Source organism: Rhodanobacter sp. UC4451_H18, assembly GCF_052978225.1.
The window spans coordinates 798139-817234 of record NZ_CM129663.1 but is presented as its reverse complement, the minus strand read 5'-3'; the positions used below and the strand labels follow the sequence as shown (position 1 = coordinate 817234).

Annotated in this window: 12 protein-coding genes; 8 read left to right on the top strand and 4 right to left on the bottom strand. The window is 69.2% G+C overall.

The annotated features are described in order from the left end of the window. The first annotated feature begins 51 nt into the window (after positions 1-51). The 8 genes from ACVCMG_RS03980 to ACVCMG_RS03945 all read left to right on the top strand — a co-directional run bounded on the left by ACVCMG_RS03980 (position 52) and on the right by ACVCMG_RS03945 (position 12191). Complete coding sequence (locus ACVCMG_RS03980; RefSeq protein ID WP_447105935.1) at positions 52-1323, top strand: TolC family protein; 1272 nt, start codon at positions 52-54, stop codon at positions 1321-1323. Beyond that, a complete protein-coding gene (locus tag ACVCMG_RS03975; RefSeq protein ID WP_447114926.1) occupies positions 1320-2615 on the top strand; it encodes an efflux RND transporter periplasmic adaptor subunit in 1296 nt (431 codons plus the stop codon). Before ACVCMG_RS03980 ends, ACVCMG_RS03975 begins: the two co-directional genes overlap by 4 nt. After that, positions 2612-5776, top strand: coding sequence for an efflux RND transporter permease subunit (locus ACVCMG_RS03970; RefSeq protein ID WP_447114925.1), 3165 nt, complete (start codon positions 2612-2614; stop codon positions 5774-5776). The genes ACVCMG_RS03975 and ACVCMG_RS03970 overlap by 4 nt, the downstream gene beginning before the upstream one ends. A gap of 10 nt (positions 5777-5786) precedes the next feature. Next, positions 5787-6002, top strand: coding sequence for a GDCCVxC domain-containing (seleno)protein (locus ACVCMG_RS03965; protein ID WP_447105938.1), 216 nt, complete (start codon positions 5787-5789; stop codon positions 6000-6002). 81 nt (positions 6003-6083) lie between these two features. Next, positions 6084-6473 carry a hypothetical protein gene (locus ACVCMG_RS03960; protein WP_447105939.1) on the top strand — a complete coding sequence of 130 codons (390 nt, stop codon included), beginning with the start codon at positions 6084-6086 and terminating at the stop codon, positions 6471-6473. 126 nt (positions 6474-6599) lie between these two features. Next, positions 6600-7787 carry a TolC family protein gene (locus ACVCMG_RS03955; RefSeq protein WP_447114924.1) on the top strand — a complete coding sequence of 396 codons (1188 nt, stop codon included), beginning with the start codon at positions 6600-6602 and terminating at the stop codon, positions 7785-7787. After that, on the top strand, positions 7784-9034 hold the full coding sequence (locus tag ACVCMG_RS03950) for an efflux RND transporter periplasmic adaptor subunit (protein WP_447105941.1): 1251 nt from the start codon (positions 7784-7786) through the stop codon (positions 9032-9034). Before ACVCMG_RS03955 ends, ACVCMG_RS03950 begins: the two co-directional genes overlap by 4 nt. Positions 9035-9044: 10 nt before the next feature. Continuing rightward, positions 9045-12191, top strand: coding sequence for an efflux RND transporter permease subunit (locus ACVCMG_RS03945; RefSeq protein ID WP_447114923.1), 3147 nt, complete (start codon positions 9045-9047; stop codon positions 12189-12191). Positions 12192-12300: 109 nt separating this feature from the next. Here the strand turns inward: ACVCMG_RS03945 and ACVCMG_RS03940 are convergent, their stop codons facing one another. The 4 genes from ACVCMG_RS03940 to ACVCMG_RS03925 form a co-directional block, all read right to left on the bottom strand. Beyond that, on the bottom strand, positions 12301-13371 hold the full coding sequence (locus ACVCMG_RS03940) for a DMT family transporter (protein ID WP_395117637.1): 1071 nt from the start codon (positions 13369-13371) through the stop codon (positions 12301-12303). Between the two features lie 59 nt (positions 13372-13430). Further along, the gene (locus ACVCMG_RS03935; protein ID WP_395117639.1) at positions 13431-14360 is read right to left on the bottom strand and encodes a DMT family transporter; all 930 of its coding nucleotides are present in this window, start codon (positions 14358-14360) and stop codon (positions 13431-13433) included. 216 nt (positions 14361-14576) lie between these two features. Next, a complete protein-coding gene (locus tag ACVCMG_RS03930; RefSeq protein WP_447114922.1) occupies positions 14577-16697 on the bottom strand; it encodes an AsmA family protein in 2121 nt (706 codons plus the stop codon). A 120-nt stretch (positions 16698-16817) separates the two neighbouring features. Beyond that, complete coding sequence (locus ACVCMG_RS03925; protein ID WP_447114921.1) at positions 16818-19046, bottom strand: penicillin acylase family protein; 2229 nt, start codon at positions 19044-19046, stop codon at positions 16818-16820. Positions 19047-19096 lie beyond the last annotated feature (50 nt).

The following is a 19096-nucleotide window of genomic DNA, read 5'->3' as shown; positions in this document are numbered from 1 at the left end:
GCCGTGCCCGCGTGGCGCGGCGCAAAGCTCAGATCGACGGAGTGTTCATCCATGTTGTCCATTCATTTCGCCCGGCACCCGATGGTGACGGGCCTGGCCGCGCTCCTGTGGGTGGCCGTGGCCGCGGCGGCGCAGGCCGCCGAACCGCCACTGACCCTGGAAGCGGCCGTTCGGCAAGGCCTGGCGCGAGCGCCGCAGCTTGAGGCGCGTGCCGCCGACATCTCGGCCACGCGCGAGGACGCGGCGCGTGCCGGCCAGCTGCCGGATCCCACGCTGACGTTCGGGCTTTCCAACTACCCGGTCACCAGCCCGGGCGCTTTCAGCCTGCGCTCGGACGAGATGACCGTGCGTACGGTCGGCGTGATGCAGGCCATTCCGTCGCGCACGGCGCGTCGCGCGGAGCGCGCCCTGGCCAGCGCGCGCATCGATTTGGCGCAGGCCGACAGCGTGGCCACCGCGCAAAGCGTGCGCGAGCGCATCGCCGATGCCTGGATAGACGTGTGGGCGGTCGAGCAGCAGCGTGCGTTGTTGGCTGACCTGCACGACGAGGCGGCGTTGGCTGCGCGGATCGCGCAGGCCCGCCTGCGCGGTGGTGAGGGCAGCGCGGTCGACGCGCTGGCAGCGCAGGCCGAGGTCGCCACACTCGACAATCGGTTGGAGGCGGTCGACGCCGATCTCGCGGCCGCACAGGCAGGCTTGCAGCGCTGGGTGGGAACGCCAACCCGCACGCTTGGTGCGGCGCAGGACTTCGGTCAATTGCCGGTGGATGCCGCTCGCCTGGCGTCCAGCATCGACCGGCAGGTGCCGTTGCAGGCGTGGGCTGCGCGCGAACAGGTGGCGCAAGCGGCGCTCGAGCGGGCGCGTGCGGCCAGGCACCCGGATTGGAGCGTGAGCGCCAGCTATGGCAAACGTGCGCCGGGCCTGTCGGACATGGTGATGCTGGAGGTGGGCGTCAGCCTGCCGCTGTTCACGCGCAACCGGCAGGACCGCGGTATCAGCGCCCGGCAGGCGCAATGGGACGCCGTGCAGGCCGATCACGAGGACGCGCGTCGTGCCCAGCGCGAGGCAGTGACGCGGGCGGTGGCTGCCTGGCAAGGCTGGGGGCGGCAGATCGTGCGCTATCGGCAAACCCTGCTGCCGCTGGCACGTGATCGTGCGAAAACCGCGCTGGCTGGTTACCGCGGCGGCGGTTCGCTGCAACCGTGGCTGGATGCGCGCCGCGCCGAGATCGAGCTGCGCCTGAGCTACGCCGATGCACTGGCCGCTCGCGCACGGTCGTGGGCTTCGCTTGCCTATCTGCTGCCTTCGGAGGTGACGCCATGAAGCGTCCTTGGGTCGTTTTTGCCGCCATCGTCGCGGCGATGGCATTGCTCGTCGCCGGCTATCTCGGCGGCCGTCGCCAGGCCGCTACCGTATCGACGCACCTGCCGGCGACCGCGCCGGACACGGCCGGCAAGGTGCTGTACTGGTACGACCCGATGGTGCCGGAGCAGCATTTCGACAAACCCGGGCTGTCGCCGATGGGCATGGAAATGGTGCCGAAGTATGCCGATGGCAGCGCGGCGGCAGGTACCGTGCGGATCGATCCGTCCACCGTGCAGAACCTGGGCGTGCGCACCGCGCCGGTCGAGCGCCGCGTCCTGTCGAGCGCGCTGCGCGTGCCCGGCACGGTGGCGTGGAACCCGCGCGAGGCCGCCACGGTCAGCGCCCGCGTCGATGCGGTGATCGGCAAGCTGCGGGTGCGCGCGCCGTACACGCAGGTGACGGCAGGCGAGCCGCTGGCCGACCTGCTGGCGCCGCAGTGGAGCAGCGCGCTGGCCGAGTACGACGCGCTGCAGGGCGCGCAGTCGGCCGACGCGAAGGCCTTGCGCGGGGCCGCACGCGAGCGCCTGCAGGTGCTGGGTCTGAACGCTGCGGACATCCGCGCGGCACGTCGCGGCGCGGGTGCGGCGATCACGCTGCATGCGCCGCAGGCCGGCGTGGTCACTTCGCTGGAAGTACGGGAGGGACAACGGGTGAGTGCCGGGCAGACGCTGATGACGTTGAACAGCCTGGCCACGGTCTGGATCGAAGCGGCGCTGCCGCAGGCGGTCGCCGGTGCGGTGCGCGCCGGCACGCCCGTCGCCGTCACGGTCGATGCATTTCCCGGGCAGGTGTTTCACGGCAGCGTGGAGACCTTGCTGCCGGATGTCGACAACGCCACGCGCACGCAGCGCGCACGCATCGTGCTGGCCAATCCGGACGGACGGTTGAGCCCGGGCATGTTCGTCACCGTGCAACTGCATTCCGCCGATGGCAAGGCGGTGCCGGTGGTTCCGGACGACGCGCTGATCGCCACCGGCCGGCAGACGCGGGTGATCGTGGCTGAAGCGGACGGCCATTTTCGTCCGCTCGCGGTGCGCACCGGGCGTTCGGCCGATGGTTACACGGAGATCCTGGATGGCGTGCACGGCGGCGAGAAGGTCGTCGTGTCCGGCCAGTTCCTGATCGATTCGGAGGCCAGCCTGTCCGGCGCGCTGGAGCGCCTGGGCGATGGCCGGGGCGGGCCCGCAGCAGCTACCAGCGCCGCGGACCGCGCCATGTCCCATCCGATGCCGATGCGAGGCCATCCATGATCGCCGCGCTGATTCGTGTCGCGATCGCGAACCGCGTGGCCGTGTTGCTGGCCGCGCTGGTGCTGGCCGCGGCCGGCGTGTTCTCGGTCATGCGCACGCCGCTGGACGCGCTGCCGGACCTGTCCGATACCCAGGTGATCATCCGCACCAGCTGGGCCGGGCAGTCGCCGCAGGTGGTCGAGGACCAGGTCACCTATCCGCTGGCCACCACCATGCTGTCGGTGCCCGGCGCCCGGACGGTGCGCGCGTATTCGTTCTTCGGCGACTCCTACGTCTACGTGTTGTTCGACGACAGCACCGACCTGTACTGGGCCCGCTCGCGCGTGCTGGAGTACCTGAGCCAGGTGCGCAGCCAGCTGCCGGCCGGGGTCAACCCGTCGCTGGGCCCCGACGCCACCGGCCTGGGCTGGGTCTACGAATACGCGCTGGTCGACCGCACCGGCAGGCACGATCTCGGCGAGCTGCGCGCGCTGCAGGACTGGTTTTTGCGCTATCAGCTGAAGACCGTGCCCGACGTCGCCGAGGTGGCCAGCCTCGGCGGCATGGAGCGCGCCTGGCAGATCGTGCCGGACCCGCAGGCGCTGGCCGCGCGCGGCATCACGGTGGCGCAATTGGCGGATGCGGTGCGCGCGGCCAACGGTGCCAACGGTGGCTCGGTGATCGAGCAGGGCGAGGCCGAGTTGATGGTGCGCAGCGAAGGCTACCTGCGCAGCCGCGCGGACTTCGAGAACGTGCCGATCACTACCAGCGCGAACGGCGTGCCGGTGCTGCTGCGCGAGGTCGCCACGGTGCGGCGCGGGCCGAGTTTCCGGCGCGGCATCGCCGAACTGGATGGCCAGGGCGAAGTGGCCGGCGGCATCATCGTGCTGCGCTCGGGCAAGAACGCGAAGGCCGCGATCGGGGCGGTCAAGGCAAAGCTCGCCGAACTCAGGCGCAGCCTGCCGGCCGGCGTCGAGATCGTGCCGACCTACGATCGCTCGCAGCTGATCGACGCGGCGGTGAGCAACCTGTGGGGCAAGTTGTTCGAGGAATTCCTGGTGGTCGCGCTGGTGTGCGTGCTGTTCCTGGGCCATCTGCGCTCGGCGCTGGTCGCCGTGGTCAGCCTGCCGCTGGGTGTACTCGTCGCGTTCATCGCGCTGCACCTGCAGGGCGTGACGGCGAACCTGATGTCGCTCGGCGGCATCGCCATCGCGATCGGCGCGATGGTCGATGCAGCGGTGGTGATGATCGAGAACGCGCACAAGCATCTGGAACACTGGCGCGACGCGCACGACGGCGAGGAGCCGCAAGGTGCGGCGCGCTGGTCGCTGCTCGCCGACGCGGCGGCGGAGGTCGGGCCGGCGCTGTTCGTCAGCCTGCTGATCATCGCGCTGTCTTTCATCCCGGTGTTTGCGCTGCAGGGGCAGGAAGGCAAGCTGTTCAAGCCGCTGGCGTTCACCAAGACCTACGCGATGGCGGCGGCGGCCGGGCTGGCGGTGACCCTGGTGCCGGTGCTGATGGGTTACCTGATCCGCGGGCGCATTCGCCCGGAGCGCGCCAATCCGCTCAACCGCGGCCTGATCGCGCTGTACCGGCCGATCCTGGAAGCGGTGCTGCGCCATCCGAAAGCGACCCTGGCGCTGGCCGGGCTGTTGCTGCTCACCGCACTGCTGCCGCTCGGCCGGCTCGGCAGCGAATTCATGCCGGCGATGGACGAAGGCACGCTGCTGTACATGCCCACGGCGTTGCCGGGATTGTCCTCGGGCAAGGCTGCGCAACTGCTGCAGCTCACCGATCGCATGATCAAGACCGTGCCCGAGGTCGACCACGTGTTCGGCAAAGCTGGCCGTGCCGACACGGCCACCGATCCGGCGCCGATGGAAATGTTCGAAACCACCATCACGTTCAAGCCCAAGGACCAATGGCGACCGGGCATGACGATGGCGAAGATCAAGGCGGAACTGGACCAGGCGGTGCAGGTGCCGGGCCTGACCAACCTGTTCGTGCCGCCGCTGCGCAATCGCATCGACATGCTGGCCACCGGCATCAAGAGCCCGATCGGCATCAAGGTGCTCGGCAGCGATGTCGGCAGCTTGCAGAGGGTGGCCGACCGGATCGAGACGGTGGCGCGCGGCGTGCCCGGGGTGAGTTCGGCGATTGCCGAGCGCGCCGCCAACGGGCGTTATGTCGACGTGCGCATCCGGCGCGCCGATGCCGCACGTTACGGCCTGACCCAGCAGCAGGTGCAGCAGCTGGTTGCAACGGTGGTCGGCGGCGAACCGATCGATCAGGTCGTCGAGGGGCGCGAACGCTACCCGATCGTGTTGCGCTATCCACGGGCGGCGCGCGATTCGCTGGCCGCGCTGGCGAAGTTGCCGATCGTCGCGGCGAACGGCGCGCAGTTGACGCTGGGGCAGGTGGCCGACATCGAGGTGGCGGCCGGACCGTCGATGTTGAAAAGCGAGAACGGCCAGCTGGCGACTTACGTCTACGTCGACACCGCCGGCCGCGACCTCGGCGCGGTGGTGGCTGACTTGCAGCGCGCGGTGGCCAGCGAAGTCAAACTGCCGGCGGGCGTCACCGTGGCGTGGTCGGGTCAGTTCGAATATCTGGCGCAGGCGATGCGCCGACTGACCCTGGTGGTGCCGATCGTGCTGCTCATTGTGTTCGTGCTGATCTACGCGGTGTTCCGCCGGATGAGCGAGGCCGCGTTGATCATGGCCAGCGTGCCGCTGGCCCTGGTGGGCGGACTCTGGCTGATCTGGCTGCTTGGGCATGCGGTGTCGGTGGCGACCATGATCGGCTTTATCGCGCTGGCCGGTGTCGCCGCCGAATTCGGCGTGGTGATGCTGCTGTACCTGCGCCATGCGTGGGATCGCCAGTTGGCGGCCGATCCGGCGTCGGGTGTCGCCGAACTGGACGAGGCGATCCGCGAAGGCGCGGTGCAGCGCGTGCGGCCGAAGGCGATGACCGTCGCGGTGATCCTTGCCGGCCTGTTCCCGATCCTGCTCGGCCACGGCGCCGGCTCCGAAGTCATGCAGCGCATCGCCGCGCCCATGATCGGCGGCATGCTCACCGCGCCGCTGCTGTCCATGCTGGTCATCCCCGCCGCATTCCGCCTGCTGGTCCTGCGCCGGTTGCGTCGGGCCGGCCAGATGATCGCGCCGACGCAAGCGGAGTAGGGTGGATGCCATGACGACCGAACCCATCCTGCGCAGCACGCTGACTTGTCCGCATTGCGGCCACCAGGTCACCGAAACCATGCCGACCGACGCCTGCCAGTTCTTCTACGACTGTCCCGGCTGCGGCGAATTGTTGCAGCCCAAGCCGGGCGATTGTTGCGTGTTCTGTTCCTGGGGCAGCGTGCCGTGCCCGCCGGTCCAGCAGCAGAAGGGCTGCTGCGGTTGATCGCCGCGGCGAGCGGGCAGCCGGTGGTGCGTCGAATCGCCGGTTGCCTTCACGGTTCTTCCTGCGCATAGTGAGCGGGTCATGAGCGTCCTTCGCACCCTTCGCCGCTTGCCCCGTCGTCGCCCCGTCATGGTGCGCACGGTGCTGCTGCTCGCGTTGGCGATGGTGCTGTCGGCCTTGATGCCGAGGTGGATCACGCACGGCCATGACGGCGCGCACACGGCAGTACATGCGATCGCCGCCGATGCCGCTGCCGATCACCACCATGCCGATGGCGACGGCGAGCCGATGGTGCCGTTGCCGGACGGCTCGCACGTCCATGCACATTACCTGGCCGGCGCCGCGGCAACCCTGCCGCAAGTCGTCGTTGCACTGTGCGCACCGGTGCAGGCAGACGCCTGCGCGCCTCGGCAGGATGCTTCCGCACCCGACGGTTCGCTGACCCGCCTGCATCGCCCTCCCATCGTCTGACGGCAACGTCCCGACGGCCGCATCGCGGCCTGAACTCGTTGACTGTGCATTCGATGGGAGAACATCGTGTTTTCTTTACGCTGTCTGTGCCTCCTGCTGCTGGCGGGCGGTTTCGGTGCGCCTGCGGTGGCGGGCGAGACCCTTTCGCTGCCGCAAGCGGTAGCTCGTGCGCTTGCACACAACCCGGCCCTTCGCGCCGGCGACCGGACGGTCGTCGCCGCCGAACGGCAGGCGGACCTTGCCGGCCTGGCGCCGCCGTGGGTGGTCGGGGCGGATGTGGAAAACGTGGGCGGTACCGGATCGGTCGTCGGCGTCCGGGCGGCAGAAACCACGCTGCGGCTGGGTCGTGTCATCGAACGGGGCGGCAAGCGCGACGCGCGCCGGGCGGTGGGCGCCATCGACATCGAGCGGTCGCGCAATGCGCTGGATCAGACCCGCCTGGAACTGGCTACCGAGACCACCCGGCGTTTTGTCGAAGTGCTCGCCGACCAGGCGCGCAGCACCGTGGCGGCGCAGGATCTCGCCCTCGCGCACGAGCTGACCGCCACCGTGCGTCGCTGGGTGCAGGCGGGCCGCAGTCCGGAGTCGGATCTCGCCCTGATGCAGATTGCCGAGACGCGGGCCGACATCGAGGTGGAGCACGCGGCGCATGAACTGGCCGGTGCCCGGGTTTCGCTGGCCGCGCTGTGGAATACCGTCGAGCCCGATTTCGACACGGTGGCCGGCAACCTGTTCGAGCTGCCCGCTGTGCCGTCATATGACGTCATCGTTTCGCGCCTGCCCGACAACCCCGGCCTGCGCGGCCTGGCGCTGGACACACATGCGGCGCAAGCGCGTGAACGCGTAGCCGCCGCCAGTGCCAGGCCGGACGTCACATGGCACGTCGGCGTGCGGCGGCTATCGACGTTCAACGACACCGCGCTGATCGCCGGCATCTCGCTGCCGCTGGGCAGCGCCAAACGCTCGGCGCTGAGCGTGGCCCAGTCCGTGGCCGAGACCGAGGCGGCGGACGCGCGCGCGCAGGCGCAGCAGATGGACGTGCGCCAGCGGTTGTTCTCGACCTACCAGGAACTGGTGCACGCGCGCACCGCCTTCGAAGCGCACCGCGACCGCATGATCCCGAAGGCCGAGGCCGCGCTGGCGCTGACCCGCAAGGGCTTCGAGGCCGGGCGCTTTAGCTTCGTCGCGCTGTCGCAGGCCCAGCGCACGCTGCTCGAGCTGCGCAACGCGCAAATCGACGCCGCCGTCCGCTACCACACCTTGTTGACCGACATCGAGCGGATGACGGTCACTGCCGGAGTTCCGTCCCCATGAAAATCCTCTCTATCAATCGCGCCGCGCTGGCGCTGCTGATCCTCGCCCCGCTTGCCCTCGGCGCCTGCAGCGATCGCGCGGCGCAGGAACCGGCCGAAGGCGAACACGCGGCCGCTGAAGCCTTCGAGCGCGGCCCGCACAACGGCCGCCTGCTGCGCGACGGTCCGTTCGCGCTCGAAGTCACCGTGTACGAGACCGGCGTGCCGCCCGAGTTCCGCCTGTATGGCTACCGCGACGGCAAGCCGTTGCCGCCGGGCGCGCTGCAGCCGGTGGTCGAGATCAGACGTCTGGACGGCGAAACCACCCGCTTCACGTTCCGCCCGGAAGGCGACGCACTGGTCGCCAACGGCACGGTGGTCGAGCCGCACTCGTTCGACGTCAAGGTCAGTGCCACCCACGAAGGCAAGACGCACGCGTGGACCTACGCCTCGTATGAAGGGCGCGTCACGATTCCTGCGGCGATTGCCGCAGCGTCAGGGGTGAAAACCTCGGTGGTGGGCCCGGCCACGATCCGCGACGCACTGCCGCTGATGGGGCGCGTGGCGATCGACCGCAGTCGCCAGGCCCTGGTACGCGCCCGCTTCCCGGGCATCGTGCGAGCGGTGCCGGTGAACCTGGGCGATCGCGTGCGCCGCGGGCAGACGCTGGCCACGGTGGAAGGCAACGACAGCATGCGCCGCTACGCCGTCACCGCTCCGCTGGACGGCGTGGTGCTGGCGCGCAACACCAACGTCGGCGATGTCGCCGGCGAGGCACCGCTATTCGAGATTGCGGATCTGTCCTCGGTCTGGATCGAACTCCATGCGGTCGGGCGCGATGCCGATCGCCTGCGGCCGGGGCAGGCGGTGAGCGTGCGCCCGGCCAGCGGCGGCGAAGCGCTGGGCACCCGCATCGATACGCTGGTGCCGGTGACCCGGGCGGGCATGAGTGTGGTGGCCCGTGCGCGCATTCCCAACCCGGACGATGCCTGGCGCCCGGGCATGGCGGTGGTCGGCGAGGTTGTCGTCGCCGAGCGCGAAGTGCCGTTGGCGGTGAAGGTCTCGGGCCTGCAGCGCTTTCGCGACTTCACCGTGGTGTTCGCCCAGGTCGGCGACACCTACGAGGTGCGCATGCTGGAACTGGGCGATCGCGACGACAGCTCGGCCGAGGTGCTCGGCGGTCTCAAGCCCGGCACGGCCTACGTGAGCGAGCAGAGTTTCCTCATCCGCGCGGACATCGAGAAGTCCGGCGCCAGCCACGACCACTGAGGACGCCCGCATGCTTGAACGACTCGTACGCGCCGCGATCGCGCATCGCCTGCTGGTGCTCGTGCTGGCCCTGGGGCTGGGCGCGCTGGGCGTCTGGAACTATTCGAAGTTGCCGATCGACGCGGTGCCCGATATCACCAATGTCCAGGTGCAGATCAACACCGAGGCGCCCGGCTATTCGCCGCTGGAAGCGGAGCAGCGCCTGAGCTGGCCGATCGAGACGGCGCTGGCCGGCCTGCCGCGCCTGCAGCAGACGCGCTCGATCGCCCGTTACGGGTTGTCCCAGATCACCGCGGTGTTCGAGGACGGCACCGACGTGTATTTCGCGCGGCAGCAGGTGGCCGAGCGGCTGAAGGAGGTCGGCGCGCAACTGCCGGCGGGCATGCAGCCGACGCTGGGGCCGGTGACCACCGGCCTGGGCGAGATCTTCATGTACGTGGTCGAGGCCGACCCCGAGGCGCGGCGTGCCGACGGCGAGCCGTGGACGCCGACGGACCTGCGCACGCTGCAGGACTGGGTGATCCGGCCGCAGCTGCGCAACCTGGCCGGGGTGACCGAGGTCAACACGATCGGCGGCTTCGTGCGCCAGTTCCACGTCACCCCCGACCCGGCCCGGCTGGCCGCCTACGGGGTGAGCCTGGTCGACGTGCAGCAGGCGCTGGAACGCAACAACGCGAACGTCGGCGCCGGCTACATCGAGCGCTTCGGCGAGCAGTACCTGATCCGCGTGCCCGGGCAGATCACCGAACTCGACGGCCTGCGCGAGGTCGTGGTCAAGCGGCAGGACGGCGTGGTGCTGCGCGTGCGCGACGTGGCCGAGGTCGTCGAGGGCCAGGAGCTGCGTACCGGCGCGGCGACCGAGGACGGCCGCGAGGCCGTGCTGGGCACCGTGTTCATGCTGATCGGCGAGAACAGCCGCGTGGTGGCCCGGCGGGTCGCGGCCGAGCTGCAGGACATCAACCGAAGCCTGCCGGCCGGCGTCAGCGCGCGCGCGGTCTACGACCGCACGCAGCTGGTCGACCGGGCCATCGCCACGGTGCAGAAGAACCTGGTCGAAGGCGCGCTGCTGGTGATCGTGGTGCTGTTCCTGCTGCTGGGCAACCTGCGCGCGGCGCTGATTACCGCGGCGGTGATTCCGTTGACCATGCTGATGACGATCAGCGGCATGGTCGGCAACGGCATCTCCGGCAACCTGATGAGCCTGGGTGCGCTCGACTTCGGCCTGATCGTCGATGGCGCGGTGATCATCGTGGAGAACTGCCTGCGCCGCTTCGGCGAGGCGCAGCACCGCCTGGGCCGCCTGTTGCGCCGGGACGAGCGTTTCGCGCTGGCGGCGAGCGCCACGGTGGAGGTGATCAAGCCGAGCCTGTTCGGCCTGTTCATCATCGCCGCCGTGTACCTGCCGATCTTCAGCCTCTCGGGAGTCGAGGGAAAGATGTTCCACCCGATGGCGTTCACCGTGGTGATCGCGATCACCGCGGCGATGGCCCTGTCGCTGACCTTCGTGCCCGCGGCGGTGGCGATGTTCGTGAGCGGCCGCGTGGCCGAGAAGGAGAACCGGGTGATGCTCGCCTTGCGCCGCGCCTATGCGCCGCTGCTGGCGCGGGTGATCGCATGGCGGGTGGCGGTGGTCGCCGCCGCGGCCGTGCTGGTGGTCGGCGCCGGCCTGCTGGCCGGCCGGCTCGGCGCCGAGTTCATCCCCGACCTGGACGAAGGCGACATCGCCCTGCATGCGCTGCGCATCCCCGGCACCGGCCTGACCCAGGCGATCGGCATGCAGGCGCAACTGGAGGCGCGCATCAAGCAGTTCCCCGAGGTCAGCCACGTGTTCGCCAAGATCGGCACGGCCGAGGTGGCGACCGACCCGATGCCGCCGTCGGTCGCCGATACCTTCATCATGATGAAGGATCGCAAGGACTGGCCCGATCCGCGCAAGCCCAAGGCGGAACTGGTCCGCGAGCTGGACGCGGCGGTGCGCGCGATACCCGGCAACAACTACGAGTTCACCCAGCCGGTGCAGATGCGCATGAACGAGCTGATCGCCGGCGTGCGCGCGGAGGTGGCGATCAAGGTCTTCGGCGATGATCTCGACACGCTGGTGAAGCTGGGCGAACGGGTGGAGAAAGTCGCCGCCGGCGTGGCCGGCGCGGCCGACGTCAAGCAGGAACAGTCCACCGGCCTGCCGCTGCTGACGATCCAGCCCGACCGCGTCGCACTGGCGCGCTACGGCCTGTCGGTCGCCGACGTGCAGGACACGGTGTCCATCGCGATGGGCGGCGGCACCGCAGGCCAGGTGTTCGAGGGCGACCGGCGCATCGACATCGTGGTGCGCCTGCCGGAGGCGCAGCGCAACCGGCTGGAGGCGCTGGGTGCCTTGCCGATACCGCTGCCGGCGCACGACGACCCGTCCGCCCCCGCCACCGTGCCGCTGGGCGAGGTGGCGCGCATCGAGCTGTCCACCGGGCCGAACCAGATCAGCCGCGAAAGCGGCAAACGCCGGGTGGTCATCACCGCCAACGTGCGCGACCGCGACCTGGGCTCGTTCGTGGAGGAGTTGCGCGACGCCGTGGCCGCCGAGGTCGTGCTGCCGCAGGGCTACTGGATCGACTACGGCGGCACCTTCGAGCAATTGATCTCGGCCGGCCAGCGCCTGCAGATCGTGGTGCCGGTCGTGCTGCTGCTGATCTTCGGCCTGCTGTTCATGGCGTTCGGCTCGGCGAAGGACGCCGCGGTGATCTTCAGCGGCGTGCCGCTGGCGCTGACCGGCGGTGTGCTCGCGCTGTGGCTGCGCGGCATCCCGTTCTCCATTTCCGCCGGCGTCGGCTTCATCGCGCTGTCGGGCGTGGCGGTGCTCAACGGCGTGGTGCTGGTGTCGTTCATCCGCCGCCTGCTCGACGAAGGCCGCAACTTGGACGACGCCATCGTCGAAGGTGCGCTGACCCGCCTGCGGCCGGTGCTGATGACGGCGCTGGTGGCGTCGCTGGGCTTCGTGCCGATGGCGCTGAACGTGGGTACCGGCGCCGAGGTGCAGCGCCCGCTGGCCACGGTGGTGATCGGCGGCATCCTGTCCTCGACCTTGCTGACCCTGCTGGTGCTGCCGGCGCTGTACCGGTGGGTGCACGGGGGCAATGCGCGGCGCCGGGTATCGGCCAGCTGAGCGGCTGTTGGCCATTTGAGGAGATCGCGAACAGCCGCGTTCCTGGTCGCCATTCCCGCGAAAGCTCCTGTCGCCTTCGCGGGGATGGCGTCATCGGGGCGAGGTTCCTTCAGGCATGCCGATGGCGGTGGTGGATGTCCGGATAGTGCGGGTGGCTGTGCACCAGCGGTTCGTGCACGTGCGGGTGGGTGTGGGGCTCCTTGCCGTCCCACGGGAAGTCGTGGGCGTGCTGGTGGTGCTCGTCGTGGTAGTGGCGATGGCTGTGCGCCAGCGCCTCATGCGCGTGTTCGTGCGCATGCCGCTCGCTGACGTGCAGCCATACGCCGAGCACCATCAGCGCGCCGGCCAGCCAGAATACGAGCGGCGGATGTTCGGCGATCAGCAACAGCGACAAGCCGGCACCGACGAACGGAGCGGTGGCGAAGTACGCGCCGGTGCGCGCCGTGCCCAGGCTGCGCAGGGCGAGCACGAACAGCACCAGGCTCAGGCCGTAGCCGACGAAGCCGAGCACTCCGGTGGCGAGCAGGGGCAGCACGGCAGGGAAGCGGTAGCCCATCATCAGCGCCAGGGTGAGCGTGATGATTCCGGCCACGCCGCCCTTGATCGCGGCGATCTGCACCGGATCGCCGCCGGCGACGGGGCGTGTCAGGTTGTTGTCGATCGCCCAGCACAGGCATGCGCCGGCGATCGCCAGCGCGCCCCACGGAACCTCGCTGCCGGCCTGGCGCTGCCAGGACAGCAGCACGCTGCCGGCAACGATCGCCAGCATGCCCAGGAACACGCGCCGATCCACATTCTCGCGAAACACCACCCAGGCGAGCACGGCGGTCAGCACGCTTTCCAGGTTGAGCAACAGCGAGGCCGTGGACGCGGGCGTCTGCGCCAGCCCCAGCATCAGCAGGATCGGACCGAGCACGCCGCCGAACAGCACCGCGCCGGCGAGCCATGGCGCATCCCGTCGCGTCAGTGGTGCCTCAGCGGCGCGCTGGCGGCGCAGCTTGCGCAGCAGCAGCCATAGCGAAAGGCCCAGCCCCGAGCCGGCGTACAGCAGCCCGGCCAGCAGCAGCGGCGGCGTCGTGTCCAGCAGCAGCTTGGCCAGCGGCGTGCCGAGGCCGAACAAGGCTGCCGCGGCCAATGCCTGCAAGATGCCGCGGTGGTGCTGGTGGTTGGCGGTCGTCATGTGTTCGCCCCGATGAATCAACGCTGGCGCGCCGTGGCAGCGTAGTGCGCGAGGTTCGCTCAGTCGACCATGCTGTGGCTTTCGGTGGTGCCAAGCAGCTCCGGCTGGGTGGTGACGCGCTGCTTGCGATGCAGCAGCGGATGCACGAACACTGCGGCGAGGATCACCGCCACGCCGAGATAGAACCAGTGATCGAGTTCGTGCTGCTCGCCGAGCAGCACGATCGCCAGCACGATCGCGTAGACCGGTTCCAGGTTGGTCACCATCTGGGTGCCGAACGCCGTCATGTGGCGCAATGCCACCAGCGCCAGCGTGAACGGCAGCAGGGTGCAGCCGAACGCCAGCGCCAGCAGCAGCAGCGCGTCGTGCAGGCTCGGCAGCACGAACAGCGCGCCCTGGTGCGGCAGCAGCGGCGCCAGCAGGGTGAGGAACGCGGTACCGGTGCCCAGCTCGATGAAGGTCACCGTCAGCGGATCGCCCGATTCGACCATGCGCTTGTTGAGCGAGCCGAACAGCGCCACGAACAGCGCCGACAGCACGCCCACCGCGATGCCGATGCGCATGTCCACCGGCACGCCGCCGACCACCATCACCACGCCCGGCACTACCGCCACGCCGATCAGCAATTCGCGCGGATCGAATTTGCGCTTGGCGAGCCACGGCTCGATGAAGGCCAGGAACACCGGCCCCAGCGCGATGCAGGTGGCGCCCACCGAGGCATTGGACAGCTTGATCGCGGCATAGAAGGTCAGCCAGTGCAGCGACACCAGCACGCCGATGCCGGCATATGCGCCGATCAGCCGCCATGACATCGCCCGCAACTGGCGCCGCACGCGCGGCACCAGCAGCAGCGCACCGGTTACCAGCAGCATGCGCCACCACACCAGCGGCAGCGCCTGCAAGGTGATCAGCTTGCCCAGGATCGCGGTAAAGCCCCACAGCAACACGCAGAAATGAATCTGCAGACGAGCCTGATTGACGGGGTGCATGGGCGTACGCGCGAAGGGAGTCGCGGCATTCTAGCGCCACGCCTCGCTCCGCATGGACCGTGCAGGAGCGCACCCAGTGCGCGATGCTCTTCGTCACATGACGACAGGCATCGCGCACTGGGTGCGCTCCTGGCAAGGACGGCCGCGCAGGGCGGGCACTGCCCGCCATCATCGCGCTACACCGTCATCGGCGGGCGGTGCCCGCCCTGCGGTGCGTCATTTCGTGGCTGGAGCCTTCGGCTCGGCGTTGCGCAGCTGCTCCAGCACCGCGCGGCAGGTGTTCTCGCCGCCGTCCTCGCTCTCGTGACTCGGAGCGATCAGCGCGACCAGCGCAGCGGCAGGCGCGGCGACAGTGCCCAGCGCGACAGCGCCAGCGCTGCGCAGCAGCAGCGGACCCTTCTGCACGCCGACGTCGGGATGCTTGAGCGTGCCGCGCACGTACAGCGGCGAGCGCAGGGAGAGGATGCGCAGGCCCTTGGTGTGCGGTTTCACGTCGAGGTCGAGTTTCTCGCTGGCGAGATTCACCGTGCCATCCACCTTGATCAGCGCGTCGTCGGTGTCGAACACGAACAGGCGCATGTCGAACAGGCCGTTTTTCGCGACCATGTCGGTGGCGGCGCAGTTGATCTCCACCGTCTTGTCGCCGAACAGCTTGCCGATGATGATGTTGCCCACGTTGAGGCCGGCGGTTTCCAGCAGCGTCTTGCTGATCGCGCCGTCGTTCATCAGCAGCTTCAGCTCGCCGTCGGCGCTGCCGAGCAGGGCGGCGATGGAATTGCCTTCGGCGGTGAGGTTGGCGTCGCCGTTGATCTCGCCGAAGCTGGTGCGCATCGGCGAGAACTGCGGGAACAACTGTTTCAGCTTCAGGTGGCGCGCATGCAGCTCCAGCACGCCGGGCATCGGCGCGCGGCTGCCGTCGAGGGTGATGTTGCTGCGCACGGTGCCGCCGGCCACGCCGAAGGTCAGCGGGTCGAGGTAGAGCGCGCCGTTGCTCAGCACGAGGTGCGTGTGCAGCGAGTCGATCGGCAGCGCCTTGCCGTGCTCGATGCGGGTGGCACTGAAGTCCACGTCGGCGTCCATGGTTTGCCAGCGCCCGGTGCGGAACGGCGCTACCGGCAGCAGCTTGTCGGCCGGCTGCGAGCTGTCGGGACGGTCGACCCTGGCGGTGTCGGAGTCCGCGCCGATCAGTGGCGCCAGGTCGGCGAAGCGCAGCAGGTTCGAGTGCAGCTTGCCGCTCAGTTTCGGTCGTTCGCCGCCAGTGACGAACAACAGGTCGCCGGCGAGGTCGCTGCCACCGACGTGGCCGCGGAAGTCCTGGTAGTGATAGCGGCCGGAGCCCTCGCCCAGCCTGGCGCTCAGGTGGCCCTCGGTGGCGTAGGGCGGCGTATCGGGCAGGGTGATGCCGGTCAGCGGGTACAGCTTGGCCATGCTGCTGCCGGAGAACCACAGGCGCAGATCAAGCGCGCCCAGTTGCAGCGGATCGGTCAGCGTGCCGACCAGGGCGATGTGGCTGTCGCCGATGTGCACGTCGGCCTGCACCGGAAAGGGCCGGCTGGCGTCCTGCAACGCCAGCACGGCACCGGTCTTGCCTTCGCCGGTGAGCGCACCGCCCTGGTACGTGCCGCTGGCTTGCCAGGCGAACTGGTAGCTGGTCGCGCTGGCCGATTTGTCCCTGGGCACTTCCGGCGCCTTGGCGGCGGCCTTGCCGGTGGTCTTCTGCGCCTGCTTGCGGGCGTCGGCGCTCTGTTGCGCCACGATGTCGTCGTAGGGAATCGCCGCCTGCAACGGTTTCACGGCGACCTTGAGCCTGGTCTGCGTGACCGCGTCATCCAGCCGGATCACGCCGTGGTCGAAACCGACCGAGCCCACGTCCAGATGCCATGCCGACGGCCCGGATTTCTTCGGTGAATTGAAGTGCCAAGTGGCGCGGCCGTCCTTGTCGCGCTCCAGGTCGATGCTGGGGTTCACCAGTTGCACGCTGGGTACCTCGATGCGATGCATCAGCAGCGCCCACGGCGAGAGCCGGAAGCGCAGCGCATCCAGCTGCGCGAATGGCGTTTGCGCGGCCCAGTCGGGGTTGGCGATGCGGATGTCTCGCGCGGTGAACTCGGGCCACGGCATCCAGGCGGCGGGGCCGCTGCGGCTGCGGTCCCGGCGCCAGTCCAGCGTGAGGTCACCGTTGATGGAAAAGGGCCGGCCGATCGCCTGGCTGACCTTGTCGCCGATGAACGGCCGCAGCCGGTTCCAGTCGAACGTGGCGATCACGATCAGTGCCACCACGAGCAACGCCAGCACGACGCTGCCGATCACCACCAGTGACTGGGTGCCACGCTTCATGGGTTCGCTCCGCGGTCCGCGACCTGCGCACCGGGTTGGCGCATGCGCAGGTCATTCCACGGAAGTCATAACCAGGTCGATGACAAGGTTATGTGCTCGACCGTCGTTGCCGTTCAGCTTTTACCCGCCGGGGTGATAGCTGCGTTCGGTGTGGCCCTTCAATTGTTCCGGCCAGAAGTACACAGTGCGCAGGTTGCCGGTGGTGTAGCGCTCCGCCTCGTCGTTGAAGTGCGGAGAATCGGGGTGCCCGCTTTCGCCGCCGGCGGTGATCGCCCGCGCATGCACCTTCGGCCCGAACTCGACGGCAGCCACGAAGCTGTTGCCGCCGGTGCCGTAGTAGCGCTTGGTACCCGGCCAGCGATGCGCGCCGAACGAGGCCAGCGAACCCCAGCGCGAGGAGGTGAACGGCACCGGGATGCTGGGCTTGGCGTCGTCGAATTTCTGCACGATGTCGCCGTTGATGCGCTGGAAGCGGTTGATCTCGCCCCACGGCACGCCCCAGCTGCCGAAGTCCTGGGTCAGCCGGTCGGAGGCTTCGACCAGCGCATGGAGGCGCGCCTTGGCGCCGGCCTTGGCGGCCATCCGGTCGTAGATCGACAGGCCTTCGGCGGTGTCGGCCTTGCTCACTTCGTCCCACAGCGTATCGCCCCAGAACACCGCCAGCGAGGTCGGCATCGAGGCGATGCCCCAGCGGTAGTCCCAGTCGCGCAGCAACTGGATCGGCCCGGCGAGTTTCGCGCGCAGGGGATCGTCGGCGGGCAGCGCGTCGTAGTCGGCGATCAGGATCGGCAACTGGCGCGCGAACGCGGGCAGGTAGGAGTCGAACGCGGCGGTGATCAGCGAGGGCAGGGTGACCTGCCTGATGTTGGTGAGCAGGCGGATCGCGTGCAGGCCGCGCGGGTTCTCGCCGAAGGTGTCCATGTAGCGCGGGTAGTCGGCCTGCTTCGGGCTGTACGCGCCGGCGGCGGAATACGGCCAGTTGTTGGTGTTGAAGGTCCAGCCATTGGGCGGGTTCACCACCTGCGGCAGCTGGTCCAGCGGCGTCAGGCCCTGCCAGTCGGTGGCCGGATCGCTGCCGTCCACGGGTTTGGTGTAGTCGAAGCGGTTGTCGCGCCTGGGCACGAATTGCGGCAGCAGGAAGGCGATCTCGCCCTTGTCGTCGGCAAACAAGGTGTTGTTGGACGAGTTCGCCTTCAGCTCGGCGACCTTCATGTAGCTGGCGAGATCATGCGTCCTGGTGCGCAGCCAGCTCTGCTCCAGCGCGGGGATCGGCTTGTTCATCAGTGCTTCGGCGATCCACTTGCCGTCCGCCTCGCGCACGATCGGGCCGTGATGGGTGAAATGCGCGGTGAACGTGCGCTGCGCCAGCGCGCCGCTCTTGTCGCGATACGACAAAGTGATCTGGCGTGACGTCACCGGCCGCAGTTCCTTGCCGTAGCGGTAGAACAGCTTGCCGTCCCGGTGCACGATGGTCTCGGCGAACTCGTCGACCACGTCGACGCCGGTCGAGGTATGCATCCAGCCCACGTGCGGGTTGAAGCCCTGGTAGATGAAGAATTGGCCCCAAGTCACCGCGCCGTAGGCATTCAGCCCCTCGTCGCTGGACATCTGCAGTTCGGAGCGGAAGAAGAACGAGGTGTGCGGGTTGATCAGCAGCAGCGCGTGGCCGTCGGCGGTGAGCTTCGGCGCGATCGAGATGCCGTTGGAGCCGGTCGGCTCGATCCAGCTGGGTTGCGTGTGCACCTGTGCCAGCGGCGCGTCGGCCGGGCTGCCATAGAACGCCTTCAGCGGTGCCAGCTCCACCCGCTCGATGTCGCCGCCGATGCTGCCTTCGGTGAAGGACAGCGCCATCCACGGCTCGAAACGGGTGAGCACGCGCGGGTGCACGTCGGGATGGGTGGCGAGGTAGTAGTTGAGCCCGTCGGCCCAGCTGTCCATCAGCTGGCGCAGCCAGCGCGGGCTTTGCGCGTACAGCTTCTTCAACTCGGCCGGATCGATGAACAGGCGCTGGCGCAGGTCCTGCCACAGCGCAGAGTCGTCGGCGTCCTTCGCCTCGGCCAGCCGGCCCAGCGCGATCAGGTAGTTGGTCTCGACCCGGTTGAAGTCGTCCTCGGCCTGGGCGTAGGCCATGCCGAACACCGCGTCCGCATCGGTCTTGCCGTGCACGTGGGCGATGCCCCAGTCGTCGCGGGTGATCGTCACCGCCTGCGCCTGGCGCTCCCAGCGCGACTGCTCCGGGGTGGCCGCGGTGGCGGTTTGCAGCAGGCTCCATGCCAGCAGTGCGGCGATGACCAGCACGGTCGACGCCCTGTGCGCCCGCGCGATGCCGCCGAGGATGCGTGTATTCATCTGTTGCCCCTTGATGACCGACCGGTCTGCCCAGCGTAGCCCATTCCGCC